The sequence below is a fragment of the Bradyrhizobium sp. CSS354 genome (assembly GCF_029051725.1).
Lineage (GTDB): Bacteria > Pseudomonadota > Alphaproteobacteria > Rhizobiales > Xanthobacteraceae > Bradyrhizobium.
Map to the genome: position 1 here is coordinate 387,851 of NZ_JAACFU010000006.1, position 16,473 is coordinate 404,323.

A 16,473-nucleotide genomic window follows, 5' to 3' on the forward strand; every position below is an offset into this window, starting at 1 on the left:
GTCAGAACATCGTGTTGTTGTTCGCTGGATTTTCCGGGATCGGTTGAACGACGTCCCAGTGTTCGACGACCTTGCCGTTCTCCAGCTTGAAGATGTCGATGATCGCGTTGCCCCTGCTGCCGGGCTCGCGGACCGCGTGAACGTGCAGGATGACGTAGTCGCCATCCACGAAGCTGCGCTTGATCTCGCTATGCGAGTTCGGGAATTTATCGCGGAGGAAGCCGATGAACTTTCGGAAACCGTCTGGACCATCGGCCGCGTTTGGATTGTGCTGGACATAGCGGTCGCCGACATAGGCGAGGGCTGCATCGGCATCCTTTTGGTTGAGCCCCTTTTCGTAGAAGGCAAGGACAGTTTTGCGATTGGCTTCCTCTTGCGCGCTACCCGCCATCGCGGCGCCGCTGGCGAGGGACAGCGTGATGACTGAAGCAGCGACGATCGCGGCTGACCGGACGATGTGATGCATGTGAACTCCGAGAGGCTGCAGCCTCTTCCTGCCCGTTGAAGGAAGACCTGTATAGCTTTCGCACCGGCTCGCGTTAAGAGAGTAACCGGCAGCTCACATGGTCACCGCGAGGAGACCTTCTGCGCCGGTCTAGGCCGCCTGCGCTGCCGCTTCATTTGCATGCTTGGCGATGGCGCCGATGATCTCCGGCCAGAAGCGCATCGGCAGCGCATGGCCCATGCCGTCGATCATCATCAGCTTGGCGCCCGGAATTGACTCTGCCGTATCCCTGCCGCCCTCGGGACGGACCAGCGGATCGACGGTGCCATGGATGACGAGTGTCGGCGTCTTGACGCCATGCAGTCGCTCCTTGCGGCTGCCTGAGGCGAGCACCGCACGGAGCTGCCGGCCGACGCCGGCCGGATTGAGCCCGCGCGCGAACACGCGTTCGGCACGACCGGGATCAAGCGCCTCTTCTTCCGGAAAGGACCCGGCCCGCAACACGTTCCAGGTCTGGCCGTAGCGGACGATGAACTCCTCCTTGCTGCGCGGCGGCGGCGCCATCAGCATCGCGGCGGCCTCACGTGTCGGGGGCGGCACGCGCGGATTGCCGGTCGTCGACATGATCGATGTCAGTGAGCGCACGCGCTCGGGAAACGACAACGTCACTTCTTGCGCAATCATGCCGCCCATGGACGCCCCGACCAGATGCGCCGACTTGATGCCGAGTGCGTCCATCAGCCCGACAGTGTCTTTCGCCATGTCGATCAGCTTGTAGGTTGCGGCCACGGGAATCCTGAGGAAGCGGAGCTTCAACAGCTCGAGCGGCGTCAGACGCTTGCCGCCTGTGAGATGGCTCGACTTGCCGATGTCGCGATTGTCGAACCGGATGACGCGAAAGCCGTGCGCGGCGAGCTGCTCGCAGAACGCATCATCCCAGTGGATCATCTGGGCGCCCAACCCCATGATCAGCAGCAGCGGCTCGGCGTTGTCGTTGCCGAAAATCTCGTAACAGATGTCGATGCCGTTGGCGCGGACGGTTTGCGGCGGCTGATAGGCATTCACGGGTGCGTTCCCTCGGCTTTTGATTGATGCTGTATCGCACGGTTTCCCCTCGCAATGAAGCCGCGTTCGCGACACCGAACCCGCTGCTTGCCGGTTGACCGGCACCGCGCAACGGTGTGGTATGGCGAAAAAAGGGAAGGGCATCGAAGCTCTCGATTTCAGGAGGACGCCGATGACCGACAAGAGCAACGACCCCATTGCCGTGTGGCAAAAAATGGTTGGCGAGATGGAAAAGGGGTTCAACTCCTTCGCCAACCAGGCCATGTCGTCGCCCGAGTTTTCGCAAGCCGTGAACCGGGCCGGCGGCGTTGCTGCAGGTGCTCAGAAGCAGCTCGGCGAGCTCATGGAGAAATATCTGGTCTCCATGAATCTGCCGAGTCGGGACCAGGTCACCGGCCTTGCGGAACGGTTACAATCCATCGAAGGACAGATCGGTGAGATCAAATCGATGCTGAGCCAGATGGCGGCAAGTTCCGGCATTTCTCAGGGCCCCGACACCGCATTGCGCCCGCCGCGCACCAAGCGGCCGCCATCTGAAGGCGGAGAGCAGGCATGAATGCACCCGCCGGATTAGATTTCGCAGGGATCCCGGAGCGCATCCAGTCCGAGGTGCAGCGCGCCATCCAGCGCAGCATCAAGGGCGTCGAATATTTCTCGACGTCCGGTCCCATGCTGGGCTCGACGCCTAAGGACGTGCTGCATTCGCGCGGCACGATGAGCCTCTACCATTATCGGCCGATGTCCGACGAGATCTATCGAATTCCGATCTTGATCGTGATGGCGACCACCAATCGCGGTTACATTCTCGACCTCGTGCCCGGCCAGAGCTTCATCGAGTTCCTCTTGAAGCGCGGCTACGACGTCTACATGCTCGACTGGAGCGCGCCACGGCCGGAGGAGAAGAGCCTCCGCATGGAGGACTATGTCCTCGACTTCATCCCGGACTGCATCCGCCGCGTGCAGCAGGATTCCGGCGAACAGGACGTCTCCGTCATCGGCTATTGCTTCGGCGGCGTGCTGTCGCTGCTCTACGGCTCGATCCACAGAGACGGGCCCATGAAGAATCTGATCTGCTTCACCACGCCGATCGACTTTCGCGAGATGAAGCTGTTCTCGAACTTCTCTGACCGTCGCTATTTCGACGTCGATCGCCTCGTCGACAGCGTCGGCAACGTGCCGCCCGAGATGATCCTGTCGTCGTTCGAGATGCTGCGCCCGGCCTCGCGCACCGTCAGCCAGATTCAGCTCTGGGAAAACATCTGGAACGACGAGTTCGTCAAATCCTACCGGATGTTAGACCGCTGGGCGACCGACACGCTGCCGCTGGCCGGCGAGTATTTCCGCACCATCACCAAGGACCTGATGTGGGACAACAAGCTGTTCAACGACACCATGTCGGTCGGCGGCCGTGCGGCGAAGCTCGAGGACATCAAGGTGCCGTTCCTGCATGCGGTCGCCGAACACGACCACATCGTGCCGTATGAGGCGGCAAAGCACCTGATCGCCAAGATTGGATCGGAGGACAAGGAGGAGGTGATGCTGAAGGGCGGTCACGTCTCGCTGGTCGCCGGCGCCAATGCGGTGAAGCGGCTATGGCCGAAACTGGATTCCTGGCTGGGGAAGAGATCGACATGAGTGAGCAGCGTTCCTATCCGCGTCATATCAAGACGGACGCCGGCGATATCGAGATCCGCCTGATGTCGCCCGTGGACGAAGCCGCGGTGCTCGCCTTCGGCAAGGGCCTGCCGACCCACGACCTGTTGTTCCTGCCGCGCAACATCAGCGAGCCGAAGGTGCTCTCCGCCTGGGTCAAGGAGATCGAGCGCGGCGCGATCACGAGCCTGCTCGCGGTCAGGGGCGGCACGGTCGTCGGCTGCGGTACGCTGGTGCGCGATCCGCACTCCTGGTCGCCCCATGTCGGCGAGATCCGGATGGTGGTTTCGCTCGACGTGCGCGGAAAGGGGGTGGGACGGACGCTGTCACAGGAGACCTTCGCACTCGCGCTTGGCGCCGGCCTCGAGAAGCTCTCGGTCCAGATGACGGTCGATCAGCAGGCGGCGATCACGCTGTTCGAGAGCCTCGGCTTCAAGGCCGAGGCGCTGCTGCGCGACCACGTCCGGGACGTCGATGGCAAGACCCACGACATCGTCGTGCTCGGGCACAACATCGCGCAGGTTCAAGCCCAGATGGAGGCCTATGGGCTGCCGGGCGCCGTCCAGCTTTGAGAACCACTGGACGGGTGTTCGGGAACCCGAATGGTCAGGGAGGCGCCAAATTGCCCTACATTAAGGCTTTTCACGGTTTCGTGATATCGCACTGCAATATAAATATTGCATCGCACAATTAACTATGCCATATAAGCCGTGCCCCGGGCCGAAACCGGACGGGGTGAGCCCATAGCTCAACCCAATGAGGATGGAGAGACCCCAATGACCACCGAAACCAATACCGCTTTCGAAGGCTTCAAGGACGCGTTCAAGAACATCCAGAACCTGGAAGTTCCCGAGGCCGCCCGCGAGTTCGTCAAGAAGTCCGCCAATACCGCCAAGGACCGTGCTGCCGAGGTGTTCGCTGGCTCCGAGCGCGTGACCGCCGCCGTCGAAAACGCGGTGACCGAGTCCGTCACCGAAGCCGGCAAGATCAGCCGCAACATCCAGCAGGCGATCTACGAGGACGCCGAGGCATTCTTCGCGGGCATCGACAAGCTCGCGTCCGCCAAGTCGTTCAGCGAAGCTGTCGAGATCCAGTCCGGCCTGCTCCGCGCCCGCGGCGAAGCGTTCGTCTCGCGCGCCAAGGCGACCACCGACTATTTCGGCAAGCTCGCCGCAAACGGTGCGAAGTCCGCTCAGGACAATTTTGCCAAGGTCTACAACAAGACCGCCTGATCTGCCTGAGACGAGAAACTGAATTTGAGGCCCGCTTCGGCGGGCCTTGTTTTTGCGCCGCAGCCGTCATTGCGAGCCAACGGGTCCGCGCGAAGCGCGGCCCGATGACAGGCTCCGCGAAGCAATCCAGTCTGCCTCCTTCGAAAGACTCTGGATTGCTTCGCTTCGCTCGCAATGACGGATAGGGTGATGCTGTGATGACTCCACCCGCAACTTTCTCCTTCGACACCCCAGGCGACGCCGAACGCGCAGCCGAGCTTCGCCGCGTGAAAGCGCTGGCGACGCTAGTGCTGGGCTCGACGCTTGTCCTGTTCGTCGTTGCGAAATGGCTGCTGCCCGTGCATCCCGTGTTCGGATTCATCGCGGCCTTCGCGGAAGCCGCGACCATCGGCGGGCTCGCCGACTGGTACGCGGTGGTGGCGCTGTTCAAGCGTCCGCTCGGCCTGCCGATCCCGCACACCGCGATCATCCAGAGCAACCAGGCCCGTATCGCCGACAAGCTCGGCGAATTCATCCAGGTGCATTTCCTCGAGGCTGCTCCCGTCGAGGCCAAGCTGAAGGAGATCGATTTCGGCTCCTTCGTCGCCGACTGGCTGCGCGATCGCAAGCGCAGCGATGACCTCGCGCGCTTTGCGCTGCGCCTGCTGCCGGAGGCTGTCTCCGCCACCGAGAGCTCCGGTCTGATGACCTTCATCATCCGCCGCATGTCCTCGCAGCTTCAGGCGATCGACCTGGCGCCGCTCGCGGCCGGCACGTTGCGCGGTTTCGTCGCGGAAGGGCGGCATCAGATCCTGTTCGACGATCTTCTGCGCGTGATGCACGAGACGCTGAACCAGACCGAGACGATGGCGATGATCCGCGAGAAGGTGCGCGCGGAATTGCCGACCTTGCTCAGGCTCTATCGGGCCGACAAATTTCTGGTGAACAAGATCGTGGCCTCCGCCACCGCGTTCTTCAATGAAGTGCGCAGCGATCCCAAACATCCTTTTCGCGGCGAGTTCGATCGCATGGTGCTGAGCTTCGTCGACCGGCTCGGCGCCGATCAGGCCTATATCGACCGCATCGACGGCTTGAAGCGCGATCTGCTCGCGCGTCCCGAGCTTGCCGATCTCGCCCGCACCGTCTGGGCCAACACGCGCTCCTTCATCGAGCGTAGCGCAAGCGGCGAGACGCAGGTGCTGCAGCATCATCTCGCCGGAATGTGTGTCGCGGCGGGCGAAGCGCTCGCCGGCGATGCCGAGCTGCGCGGCGAGATCAACAAGGGCCTGGTAGCGGTGCTGCGCAGTTTCGTCGCGGATCAGAAGAGCGGCGTTTCGACCTTCATCTCCGACCAGGTCAAATCGTGGGATATGGCGCAGCTGATTTCGCTGATCGAAATCAACATCGGCCGAGACCTGCAGTACATCCGCTTCAACGGCTCGCTGATCGGCGGGCTCGCAGGCCTTGCGCTGTACTCCGTAGAATTCCTGCTTCGATTGTTGTGACTTTTGCGTCACGGACGTCAGCATTTACGCGCGGGCCTATTGTGGCCCGAGGTGTCTCCCGCTTGAATGCCGGGAACCCGCTGCCTAGCTGATTCATGTTGCGTTGCGGAACGATCAAGAAGCCGGCGTGTTGGAAGTCCATACCCGTTTGCCGGCACGTGCCCGGTGGCCTTTTCAGCCATTTTCCCAAGGGGACCATTGATGACCGCTACTGCCCAGACGCTGAGCCCGCCATCTCGTACCCTGATGTTCCTGGAAGGGCGAGCGATCCACGAGTTCGGCGCATTCCTCGGCGCGCTGCCGCTGCTCAGCCTTGCGCCGCGCGGCGATGGGCATCCGGTGCTGGTTCTGCCGGGCCTCGTGGCCTCCGACGGGTCCACGCGTGCACTGCGCACCTTTCTGTCCGGCAAGGGCTATGCGGTGAGCGGCTGGCGCCAAGGCCGCAACTATGGCCTGCGCGAAGGCGTGCAGCACGCGATGGTGGATCTGGTTCAGGAGCTCAGCGACAGGCACGGCCGCAAGATCAGCCTGGTCGGCTGGAGCCTCGGCGGTCTCTATGCGCGCCAGCTCGCCAAGATGATGCCCGACCGCGTACGCCAGGTGATCACGCTCGGCAGCCCCTTTGCCGGCAATCCGCATTCGACCAATGCCTGGCGCGTCTATGAATGGGCGAGCGGCCGGAAGTCCGACGAGGTCGATCCGCAGTTCGGCGGCGACCTCGCCGTCCCGCCGCCGGTGCCGACCACGGCGATCTTCAGCCGCACCGACGGCGTCTGCGCCTGGCAGGGCTGCATGGAGAAGTCGGGCGCGCAGACCGAGAGCATCGAGATCGAGAGCAGCCATTGCGGCATGGGCCATCACCCGGCTGCGGTCTATGCCGTCGCCGACCGCCTCGCGCAGAAGGAAGGCCAGTGGCGGCCCTTCGACCGCCGCGGCTGGCGCAGCGTGGTCTATCCCGATCCTCATCGGTAGGGCTTTTCTTCACCCCGACCCTCTCCTCGTAAGAACGGGGCGAGGGAGAAGACCGTCGCACCCGTCCATTGTCGCGCCCGCACCAAACGCGCTATGCCTCGCGCATGGCGCATCCGTTGTCCCGCATCATCGAGCAGCTCAAGCGCGAGCCGTCGCGCACCGGCTCTATCGTCATCACCGTGTTCGGCGATGCCATCGTGCCGCGTGGCGGTTCGGTATGGCTCGGCACGCTGCTGAAATTCTTCGAGAGCCTGGACATCGACAGCGGCGTGGTACGTACCGCGATGTCGCGGCTTGCCGCCGATGGCTGGCTGACGCGCGAAAAGGTCGGCCGCAATAGTTTCTACCGCTTAGCCGACAAGGGCCGCCAGATCTTCGAGGCCGCGACGCGCCATATCTACGATCCGCCTCCGTCCGACTGGACCGGCCGCTTCGAGCTGCTGCTGATCGGCAATGGCGAGGATCGCGACGCCTCGCGCGAGGCGCTGCGCAATGCCGGCTTCGGCAGCCCGCTGCCGGGCGTGTGGGTCGCCCCGTCAGGCGTGCCAGTGCCGGCCGAAGCTGCGGGGGCCATCCGTCTGGAAGTCTCGGCCGAGGATGACAGTGGTCGGCGCTTGCTCAGTGCGAGCTGGCCGCTGGACCGCACCGCCGACGCCTACCTCAAGTTCATGAAGACCTTCGAGCCGCTGCGCACCGCGATCGCGCGCGGCACGGAGCTGTCCGAGGCCGACGCCTTCACGGCGCGCATCCTCCTGATCCACCATTACCGCCGCGTCGTGCTGCGCGATCCGCTGCTGCCCGAAAGCCTGCTTCCGGCGAACTGGCCGGGCAAGGCCGCCCGCGCTCTGTGCGGCGACATCTATCGCGCGCTGCTTGCCCCATCGGAACAATGGCTTGATGGCCATGGAACGAATGAGAAGGGGCCATTGCTGCCGGCGCGGAAGCTGCTGGAAAGGCGATTCGCGGCTTGATCATTATGTTACAGAAATATCTTGCATGAGATAATTCTTGTTATATATTCCCTCTCAATAAAATGGGAGGACGCGCATGTATACCCAGGCGCTGAACACGACCGAGACCGATGATCGCGGTCTTGAGGACGCGGCCAAAGCTGCGCATTTCCAGGCGCGCATCGATGCCGAAGAGCGCATCGAGCCGAACGACTGGATGCCGGCGGCCTATCGCAAGACGCTGACCCGCCAGATTTCCCAGCACGCTCATTCCGAAATCGTCGGCATGCTGCCCGAAGGCAACTGGATCACGCGTGCGTCGTCCTTGCGTCGCAAGGCCGCGCTGCTCGCCAAGGTGCAGGACGAGTGCGGCCACGGCCTTTATCTCTATGCCGCGGCCGAGACGCTCGGCACTTCGCGCGAAGAGCTGGTCGACGCCATGCTCGCGGGCAAGGCAAAATATTCCTCGATCTTCAACTACCCGACGCTGACCTGGGCCGACATCGGCACCGTTGGCTGGCTGGTCGACGGCGCCGCGATCATGAACCAGATCCCGCTGTGTCGCTGCTCCTACGGTCCTTACGCGCGCGCGATGATCCGCGTCTGCAAGGAGGAGTCGTTCCACCAGCGCCAGGGCTATGAAATCATGCTGACGCTGTGCCGCGGCTCGGACGAGCAGAAGGCGATGGCGCAGGATGCCTTGAACAGGTGGTGGTGGCCGGTGCTGATGATGTTCGGCCCGCCCGATGCCACCAGCCAGCACAGCGACACCTCGACGAAATGGAAGATCAAGCGCTTCTCCAATGACGAGCTGCGCCAGAAGTTCGTCGATGCCACCGTGCCGCAGGCGCAATATCTCGGCCTCACCATTCCTGATCCCGGCATGATCCAGGATGCGGACGGGCACTGGCGTTACAGCGAGATCGACTGGACCGAGTTCAAGCAGGTGCTCGCCGGCAACGGCCCGTGCAACCGTGACCGGATGGCTGCGCGCCGCAAGGCGCATGACGAAGGCGCCTGGGTACGCGAGGCGGCCGAGGCCTACGCCGCAAAGCGCGCGCAGCGTCGAATTGCACAAGCGGCAGACTAGGGAAATCACGATGGCCACGCCGAACACGCCGCTGTGGGAAGTCTTTATTCGCAGCCGTAACGGACTCGCGCACAAGCATGTCGGCTCGCTGCATGCGAGCGACGCCACGATGGCCTTGCAGGCCGCCCGCGATATCTACACCCGTCGCGGCGAGGGTCTTTCGATCTGGGTCGTGCCGTCGACGGCGATCACCGCAAGCGATCCCGCGGACAAGGGCATGATGTTCGAGCCGGCGGAATCGAAGATCTACCGGCATCCGACGTTTTACGAAGTGCCAGACGAAGTGGGGCACATGTGATGCCCGCCGCGAACATCCAGGTCTCAGAGACGCCGCTGGTGCTCTACGCATTGCGCCGCGCCGACGACGCACTGATCCTTGGACACAGGCTGTCGGAATGGTGCGGACATGCGCCAATGCTGGAAGAGGACATGGCGCTCTCCAACATCGCGCTCGACCTCATCGGCCAAGCCCGCGAACTCTACACCTACGCAGCCAAAGCCGAAGGCAAGGACAACGACGAAGACAAGCTCGCCTACCTTCGCGATGTCCGGCAGTATCGCAATCTGCTGCTCCTCGAGCAGCCGAACGGCGACTTTGCCCAGACGCTGGTGCGGCAGTTCTTCTATTCCGCCTTCGCCGATCTCTACTGGCGCGCCATGATGATCTCGCGCGATACGACGCTCGCTGCGATTGCCGCCAAGTCGGAGAAGGAGAGCGCCTATCACCTTCGCCATGCCTCGGAGTGGATCATCCGGCTGGGCGATGGTACGGATGAGAGCCACGCCCGCGCGCAGGCCGCGATCGATCATCTCTGGGCCTTCACCGGTGAGATGTTTGCCGTCGATGAAGGCGAGCGCGCCCTGATCCATGCCGATATCGCCGTCGATCCCGGAAGCTTGCGCGGTCGCTGGCTGACGACGCTCTCGGGTGTCGTCAGTGAAGCCACGCTCGAGTTGCCGCAGACCGGCTGGATGCAGCAAGGCGGTCGTTCCGGGCGGCACAGCGAGCATCTTGGCCATCTTCTGTCCGAGCTGCAGTCGATGCAGCGCACTTTCCCGGGGCAGACATGGTGACGGTGCTGGAGCCCCATAGCGAACTGCGCCAACGGGCCTGGGATGCCGCGGCGAGCGTGGTCGATCCCGAAATCCCGGTTTTGACCATCGCCGATCTCGGCGTGCTCCGTGATGTCGTGCTCGACGGCGATCACGTCGAGGTCGCGATCACCCCGACCTATTCGGGCTGCCCGGCCATGAACATGATCGCGTTGGAAATCGAGGTCGCGCTGGAGCGCGCAGGTTTCCGCACGCCAAAGGTCCGCACCGTGCTGTCGCCGGCCTGGACCACCGACTGGATGAGCGAAGAGGGCCGCCGGAAGCTTCACGCCTACGGCATCGCGCCGCCGCAGGCTTCGAATTCACGCCGCGCGCTGTTCGGCGAGCAGGCTCTTACGTGCCCGCAATGCGGCTCGGCGAATACCGAGTTGTTGTCCGAATTCGGCTCCACCTCGTGCAAGGCTCTCTGGCGCTGCAGGACCTGCCGCGAACCCTTCGATTATTTTAAGTGTCATTGATCATGTCAGCAGCCGCACCACGCTTCCATCGCCTGGCCGTCAACGACCTCCGCCGCGAGGCGTCGGACGCCATATCGCTGACATTTGCCATCCCGACGGAGCTAGCGACCGACTACGCCTTCACGCCCGGCCAATACCTCACGCTCCGCACCATGCTCGATGGCGAGGAAGTGCGCCGCTCCTATTCGATCTGCTCCGGCCCCGACGACGGCGAGATACGCATCGCCGTCAAGAAGGTTGATGGTGGCGCGTTTTCGAGCTGGGCGGCGGACGATCTGAAGTGCGGCGATGCGCTGGACGTGATGACGCCCACGGGACGCTTCGGCGTGATCCCGCCGGCCGGCGCCGGCCGCATCCATGTCGGCTTTGCCGCGGGCTCCGGCATCACGCCGATCCTGTCGATCGTCAAGGGTACGCTTGCGCGCGAACCGGATAGCCACTTCTTCCTGTTCTACGGCAATCGCACGACCGACAACATCATGTTCCTCGAGGCGCTTGAAGAGCTCAAGGACCGTTTCATCGACCGCCTCTCGATCTTCCACGTCATCTCCGGCGAGGAACAGGACATTCCGATCCTGCACGGCCGGCTCGACGGCGACAAGGTGAGGGTGCTGCTGCGCTCGCTGGTACCGGCGGAAAGCGTCGATCACGTCTTCATCTGCGGTCCGTCTGGCATGAGCGAGGACATCGAGGCGACCTGCCGAGATCTCGGCATCGCGGAAGAACGTATCCACGTCGAACGGTTTGTCTCCGAATTCGGTGGCAAGCCGCGGCCGAAGAAGATCGTTGCGCCGGACGCGCCGCCGAAAGCGATCGCGTCGCTGATCATCGACGGCAAGCGCCGCGACGTGCCGGTCGCCGAGGACGAGGCGATCCTCGATGCCGCACTGCGCGCCGGCGTCGATCTACCCTTCGCCTGCAAGGGCGGCATGTGCTCGACCTGCCGCGCCAAACTGGTGGAAGGTGAGGCGCCGATGGACATCAACTACTCGCTGGAACCCTGGGAGCTGAAGGCCGGCTTTGTCCTGACCTGTCAGGCGAAACCATCGTCGGAGCGGGTCGTGGTCGATTACGACCACGTTTGACAGCTTGAGCCAGGCAGCAGAACATCGTGTGCAAACAATCGGACGGGAGAAGCGCGTGAACGTCAAAGCCTCCTTGTCGCCCGAGGATGTTGCCCGCGCCTGCGCGGATGCGATGTGGGCGGAGGACGATGCCTCCAAAGGACTCGGCATGGAGATCGTCGAGATCGGGCCGGGCTATGCGACGCTGGCGATGAATGTGCGGCCGGACATGGTCAACGGCCAGCGCATCGCCCATGGCGGCTTCATCTTCACGCTGGCCGATTCCGCCTTCGCTTTCGCGTGCAACTCGCATAACGACCGCGTCGTGGCGGCGCAGGGCCAGATCACTTTCATCAAGCCGGGCAAGCTCGGCGATCGCCTCGTCGCAAAAGCGCGCGAGGTCACGCGCGGCGGCCGCTCCGGAATCTATGACGTGCGCGTCACTGCCGGCGATACAGTCATCGCCGAATTCCGCGGGCATTCGCGGGTTATTTCCGGCAATTGGCTGCCGGCGCAGGACCAATAAAGAAAAGCAATGATACGGGGAAACGAGGATGGCTCTGACGAGGCTCAAGGAAGGTGGCGACACCTATAAGGCCGAGCTGGATGCGCACGAGCGCGCATCGCGCGACGAAATCATAGCGCTGCAGGTGCAGCGGCTGGCCTGGTCGCTGAAGCACGCCTACGACAACGTCGCTCACTATCGCGAGGCCTTCAATGCGGCCGGCGTGCATCCGTCGCAATTTCGAGAGCTCTCGGATCTTGCGAAATTCCCGTTCACGGTGAAGACGGATTTGCGCGACAATTATCCCTTCAACATGTTTGCCGTGCCCCGTGAAAAACTGGTGCGCGTGCATGCGTCCTCCGGCACGACGGGCAAGCCGATCGTGGTGGGCTATACGCAACGCGACATCGACACATGGTCGGACGTGATGGCGCGCTCGATCCGCGCCGCCGGGGGTCGCACCGGCATGATCATCCACAATGCCTATGGCTACGGCCTCTTCACCGGCGGGTTAGGGGTGCACTATGGCGCCGAAAAGCTCGGCTGCACGGTGGTGCCGATCTCCGGAGGCATGACCGAGCGGCAGGTGCAGCTCATCAACGATTTCCGGCCCGACATCATCACGGTGACGCCGAGCTACATGCTTGCGATCCTCGACGAGTTCAAGCGCCAGAAGCTCGATCCGCGCCAGTGCTCGCTCAAGGTCGGCATTTTCGGCGCGGAGCCCTGGACCAATGCGATGCGCGGCGAGATCGAGGATGCCTTCGACATGGATGCGACCGACATCTATGGCCTCTCCGAAGTGATCGGCCCCGGCGTCGCCCAGGAATGCATCGAGAGCAAGGACGGACTGCACATCTGGGAAGACCATTTCTATCCTGAAGTGATCGACCCCGACACAGGTGCGGTGCTGCCCGACGGGGAAAAGGGCGAACTGGTCTTTACTTCGCTCACCAAGGAAGCATTTCCGGTGATCCGCTATCGCACCCGCGATCTCACGCGCCTGTTGCCGGGCACGGCGCGGCCGGGCATGCGGCGGATGGAGAAGGTGACGGGGCGCTCAGACGACATGATCATCCTGCGCGGCGTCAACCTGTTCCCGACCCAGATCGAGGAGGTTCTGCTCGCCACCGACTGGTGCGGCGGGCATTTCATTCTGGAACTCACCCGCGAAGGACGAATGGACGAGCTGACCATCATTGCCGAGGCGCGGCCGGAGAGTTGGGACGGCCGGGGTCTCCTCGATCATGCCGACCGGATCTCTACTCACATCAAGAACACCATTGGCATCAGCTCCAGGGTGAGCGTGGTTGCGCCGGCCACGCTGGAGCGCTCGCTCGGCAAGGCCAAGCGGCTCTACGACAAGCGGCCCAAGGATTGACTTGACGGATTGACTCGACCGTCCCCAAAGGCGACAAGGCCCGCGAGAAGTTGTGGGCCTTTCGATGTCACCACCAGCCGATACCAGAGCCGTCGACGCGCGCTGCGTGCGCCTCAATGCCAAGGCGGAGAACGCCGCCGCGCTTGCACCTGCCATCGAGCGTCATACCCTCGCGCGTGGTCCGAATGATCTCCTGATCGAGGTCAAGGCCGCCGCCGTCAATCCCTCCGACGTCAAGGCCGCGACCGGGCTGATGCCCTATGCCGTCTTTCCGCGCACCCCCGGGCGCGACTACGCAGGTGTGGTGATCGACGGACCAGCCGGTATGATCGGCCGCGAGGTGTTCGGCTCCTCCGGCGATCTCGGCATCCGTCGCGACGGCACTCACGCCAGCCATCTCGTCGTTGAATCCGACGCGGTGGTCGACAAGCCGAAGACCGTGTCCTGGGAGGAGGCCGCCGGCATCGGCGTGCCCTTTGTCACCGCGATGGAGGGTTTTCGCCGCGCCAGCATTCCAAAGTCCGGCGAAACGGTGCTGGTGTTCGGCGTCAATGGCAAGGTCGGTCAAGCGGCGGTGCAGATCGCGACCTGGCAGGGCGCGCGCGTCATCGGCGTGGTGCGCAAGGCGGAACCTTATGAGGGCCATGCCAACGCGTCCATCGAGGTGATCGACGCTTCCGCGACCGATGTCGCCACGCGCGTGCGCGAGTTGACCGATGGTAAAGGCGCCGACATTGTCTTCAACACGGTCGGCGATCCCTATTTCCAGGCGGCGCACAAGTCGCTCGCACTTCGCGGCCGCCAGATCCTGATCGCCGCGATTGACCGCATCGTGCAGTTCAACATCCTCGAATTCTATCGCGGGCAGCACACCTATGTCGGCATCGATACGCTCGGCCTGTCGTCGATCGCGACAGGTGCTGTGCTGCGTGACCTCGGACCGGGGTTCGCTAGCGGGCACCTGAAACCGTTCCCGATCAAGGCGAACGCCGTCTATCCGCTCGAACGCGCGAAGGAGGCCTATGTCGCCGTTGCCGGATCGTCGCGGGACCGCGTGATCCTGAAGCCTTGATGATGGACTCGTCCACCCAGCTCGTCATCCTCGCCGGCCTCGTCATTGGCCTGGTTTACGGTGCTGTCGGCCTGCTCAGCGGCTTCTGCCTGATGAGCAGCATGCGCGGCTGGCTGTCGAAGGGGGACGGGCGACTGGTACGCACCTATGCGTTGGCGATCGCAGTTGCGGTCGCAGCAAGCCAATTCCTCGCCGGCAACGGCATGGTCGATCTCGGCAAGTCGATCTACCTTCAACAATCCTTTTCGGTGCCGGTGCTGTTTCTCGGCGGGCTTCTGTTCGGATACGGCATGGTGCTGTCGAACGGCTGCGGTTCACGCGCGCTGGTGCTGCTCGGTCGCGGCAATCTGCGCTCCTTCGTCGTGGTGGTCGTGCTCGCCATCGCCGCGCAGATGACGCTCAAGGGCCTGATCGCGCCGGCGCGCATCGCGCTGGTTCAGGCCTCGCAAACCACGGTCAACGTCAATTCGCTGCCGTCATTGTTGGCGACGTTCGGGCCGGCTGAAGCGGTTTCGCGCGCGCTGGCTGCTGCCGTCATCGTCGTCGTGCTGATCCTGTTTGCTTTCGCGCACCCGGCGTTCCGGCGCTCGCCCGGCCAGATTGCGGCCGGTGTCATCGTCGGTCTCCTGGTCGCCGGCGGCTGGTTCGTCACTGGCTATCTCGGCGCGGATGACTTCAACCCCGTCCCAGTGACCTCGCTCACCTTCATCGCGCCGATCGCAGACAGCCTGCAATATGCCATGCTCTCGACCGGCCTGACGCTGAATTTCGGCATCGCGACAGTTGGCGGCGTCTTCGTTGGCAGTCTGGTCACCGCGCTTGCGACCGGTCGTTTCCATCTCGAAGGCTATTCATCGCCACGCCACATGCTGCGATCGGCGGCTGGTGCCGCGCTGATGGGCATCGGCGGCGTGATGGCCTTCGGCTGTTCGATCGGGCAGGGGCTCACTGGCGTATCGACGCTCGCGCTCGGCTCGTTCGTCGCACTTGCCGGCATCCTGCTCGGCACGACGGCGGGCTTGCGCGGGATGCTGCGCGTTCAGCCCTTCGCGATAGCCTGACCACGCAGCAGGCGATCGCCGAGCGTTGCGAGACCGATCCCGGTGACGATCAGCGCCGCCGCGACGACAAGACTCATGTTGATCGGCTCGCCCAGCAGGATCGCGGCGCTGGCGATGCCGACGAGCGGTGTTGCGGTGGTGCCGAGCGAGGTCGTCAGGGCCGAGATACTCTTGTTCACCATCGACATCGCCCAATAGGCCAGCACCGTCCCGATCAGCCCGGAATACAGGAACAGCAGGACGAGCCTCCACGACCACTCCACCCGCGGCAGGCCCTCCGCGATGGTCGCGCTCACTGACAGCACGATAGTCGCCACCAGCACCTGCCAGATCAGAAGCTGGAGCGGCGAGGCGATCCAGCGATGCGCGCGAATATAGATGATGTTCCCGGCCCAGGAGATTGCGGCCAGGATAACCATGCCGGCGCCGAGCACGACATTGGTATTGGCCCAGTCGATCGAGGCCGGGTTCAGGATGACGATCAGGCCGATCAGCCCCAGCAGTGCGCCGGTGAGCTTCGGCGGCGTCAAAGTGTCCTTCCCGAGCAGGGGCGCGGCGATCGCGACCCAGAGCGGTGTGGTGTAGCCGAGCACGACGCCCTTGCTTGCGGGCAGGAAGCGCAGACCCGAAGCAACCAGAACCGAAAACAGCGTCATGTGCAGCAGTGCAACGCTTAGGACGACCGGAATGTCACGCCGGTCCGGGATCACTAGATTGTTGCTGAGCCCGAGGATCACGAACAATCCAGCCAGCGCGATCCAGCTCCGGATCGTCGCGCTCCACAGCGGCGGCACGAACTGCACCAGTTGCTTCGTCACCGACCAGTTCACGCCCCAAGCCAGCACGACGATGAGGAACAGGCCAACGGCCGCGCGGGGGGAAAGAGAGTTCATCTCGGAGGTCCTTGAAGCAATCCGGTCCTGCGGAT

The 16,473-nt window shown here is 63.5% G+C and carries 19 protein-coding genes; 16 read left to right on the forward strand and 3 right to left on the reverse strand.

The annotated features are described in order from the left end of the window. Position 1 precedes the first annotated feature (1 nt). Both GWG67_RS17475 and GWG67_RS17480 read right to left on the reverse strand, forming a co-directional pair. Positions 2 to 466 carry a nuclear transport factor 2 family protein gene (locus GWG67_RS17475; RefSeq protein ID WP_275170501.1) on the reverse strand — a complete coding sequence of 155 codons (465 nt, stop codon included), beginning with the start codon at positions 464 to 466 and terminating at the stop codon, positions 2 to 4. A 129-nt stretch (positions 467 to 595) separates the two neighbouring features. Next, on the reverse strand, positions 596 to 1,510 hold the full coding sequence (locus tag GWG67_RS17480) for an alpha/beta fold hydrolase (RefSeq protein ID WP_275170502.1): 915 nt from the start codon (positions 1,508 to 1,510) through the stop codon (positions 596 to 598). 172 nt (positions 1,511 to 1,682) lie between these two features. Between GWG67_RS17480 and GWG67_RS17485 the strand changes: the two genes are divergently transcribed. The 16 genes from GWG67_RS17485 to GWG67_RS17560 all read left to right on the forward strand — a co-directional run bounded on the left by GWG67_RS17485 (position 1,683) and on the right by GWG67_RS17560 (position 15,545). Continuing rightward, positions 1,683 to 2,066 (forward strand): hypothetical protein, encoded by a 384-nt coding sequence (locus tag GWG67_RS17485; protein ID WP_275170503.1) that lies wholly within the window; start codon positions 1,683 to 1,685, stop codon positions 2,064 to 2,066. Beyond that, a complete protein-coding gene (locus GWG67_RS17490) occupies positions 2,063 to 3,145 on the forward strand; it encodes an alpha/beta fold hydrolase (RefSeq protein WP_275170504.1) in 1,083 nt (360 codons plus the stop codon). The genes GWG67_RS17485 and GWG67_RS17490 overlap by 4 nt, the downstream gene beginning before the upstream one ends. Next, positions 3,142 to 3,735 (forward strand): GNAT family N-acetyltransferase, encoded by a 594-nt coding sequence (locus tag GWG67_RS17495; RefSeq protein ID WP_275170505.1) that lies wholly within the window; start codon positions 3,142 to 3,144, stop codon positions 3,733 to 3,735. Before GWG67_RS17490 ends, GWG67_RS17495 begins: the two co-directional genes overlap by 4 nt. A gap of 204 nt (positions 3,736 to 3,939) precedes the next feature. Next, positions 3,940 to 4,395: a phasin gene (locus tag GWG67_RS17500; RefSeq protein WP_027568907.1), complete on the forward strand. Its 456-nt coding sequence runs from the start codon at positions 3,940 to 3,942 to the stop codon at positions 4,393 to 4,395. Positions 4,396 to 4,592: 197 nt separating this feature from the next. Continuing rightward, positions 4,593 to 5,879 carry a DUF445 domain-containing protein gene (locus GWG67_RS17505; protein WP_275170506.1) on the forward strand — a complete coding sequence of 429 codons (1,287 nt, stop codon included), beginning with the start codon at positions 4,593 to 4,595 and terminating at the stop codon, positions 5,877 to 5,879. Between the two features lie 201 nt (positions 5,880 to 6,080). Continuing rightward, positions 6,081 to 6,851 (forward strand): alpha/beta fold hydrolase, encoded by a 771-nt coding sequence (locus GWG67_RS17510; RefSeq protein WP_275170507.1) that lies wholly within the window; start codon positions 6,081 to 6,083, stop codon positions 6,849 to 6,851. Between the two features lie 104 nt (positions 6,852 to 6,955). Next, positions 6,956 to 7,822 (forward strand): phenylacetic acid degradation operon negative regulatory protein PaaX, encoded by an 867-nt coding sequence (paaX, locus tag GWG67_RS17515; RefSeq protein WP_275170508.1) that lies wholly within the window; start codon positions 6,956 to 6,958, stop codon positions 7,820 to 7,822. A 76-nt stretch (positions 7,823 to 7,898) separates the two neighbouring features. Next, a complete protein-coding gene (gene paaA, locus GWG67_RS17520; protein WP_275170509.1) occupies positions 7,899 to 8,891 on the forward strand; it encodes a 1,2-phenylacetyl-CoA epoxidase subunit PaaA in 993 nt (330 codons plus the stop codon). A 10-nt stretch (positions 8,892 to 8,901) separates the two neighbouring features. Beyond that, positions 8,902 to 9,189, forward strand: coding sequence for a 1,2-phenylacetyl-CoA epoxidase subunit PaaB (gene paaB, locus GWG67_RS17525; RefSeq protein ID WP_211396968.1), 288 nt, complete (start codon positions 8,902 to 8,904; stop codon positions 9,187 to 9,189). Next, positions 9,189 to 9,965, forward strand: coding sequence for a 1,2-phenylacetyl-CoA epoxidase subunit PaaC (gene paaC / locus GWG67_RS17530; protein WP_275170510.1), 777 nt, complete (start codon positions 9,189 to 9,191; stop codon positions 9,963 to 9,965). The genes paaB and paaC overlap by 1 nt, the downstream gene beginning before the upstream one ends. Beyond that, a complete protein-coding gene (gene paaD / locus GWG67_RS17535) occupies positions 9,959 to 10,462 on the forward strand; it encodes a 1,2-phenylacetyl-CoA epoxidase subunit PaaD (RefSeq protein WP_275170511.1) in 504 nt (167 codons plus the stop codon). Before paaC ends, paaD begins: the two co-directional genes overlap by 7 nt. Before the next feature lie 2 nt (positions 10,463 to 10,464). Beyond that, positions 10,465 to 11,547 carry a 1,2-phenylacetyl-CoA epoxidase subunit PaaE gene (gene paaE / locus GWG67_RS17540; protein WP_275170512.1) on the forward strand — a complete coding sequence of 361 codons (1,083 nt, stop codon included), beginning with the start codon at positions 10,465 to 10,467 and terminating at the stop codon, positions 11,545 to 11,547. Positions 11,548 to 11,602: 55 nt separating this feature from the next. Next, on the forward strand, positions 11,603 to 12,052 hold the full coding sequence (gene paaI, locus GWG67_RS17545; RefSeq protein ID WP_275170513.1) for a hydroxyphenylacetyl-CoA thioesterase PaaI: 450 nt from the start codon (positions 11,603 to 11,605) through the stop codon (positions 12,050 to 12,052). Positions 12,053 to 12,080: 28 nt separating this feature from the next. Then, positions 12,081 to 13,412: a phenylacetate--CoA ligase PaaK gene (gene paaK / locus GWG67_RS17550; protein ID WP_275170514.1), complete on the forward strand. Its 1,332-nt coding sequence runs from the start codon at positions 12,081 to 12,083 to the stop codon at positions 13,410 to 13,412. A 64-nt stretch (positions 13,413 to 13,476) separates the two neighbouring features. Continuing rightward, positions 13,477 to 14,484, forward strand: coding sequence for a zinc-binding alcohol dehydrogenase family protein (locus GWG67_RS17555; protein WP_275170515.1), 1,008 nt, complete (start codon positions 13,477 to 13,479; stop codon positions 14,482 to 14,484). A 2-nt stretch (positions 14,485 to 14,486) separates the two neighbouring features. Next, entirely contained in the window at positions 14,487 to 15,545 is a 1,059-nt protein-coding gene (locus GWG67_RS17560) for a YeeE/YedE family protein (protein ID WP_275170694.1), read from the forward strand. Here the strand turns inward: GWG67_RS17560 and GWG67_RS17565 are convergent. Then, complete coding sequence (locus GWG67_RS17565; protein ID WP_275170516.1) at positions 15,524 to 16,438, reverse strand: DMT family transporter; 915 nt, start codon at positions 16,436 to 16,438, stop codon at positions 15,524 to 15,526. The two genes, GWG67_RS17560 and GWG67_RS17565, sit on opposite strands and share 22 nt — an antisense overlap. Positions 16,439 to 16,473 lie beyond the last annotated feature (35 nt).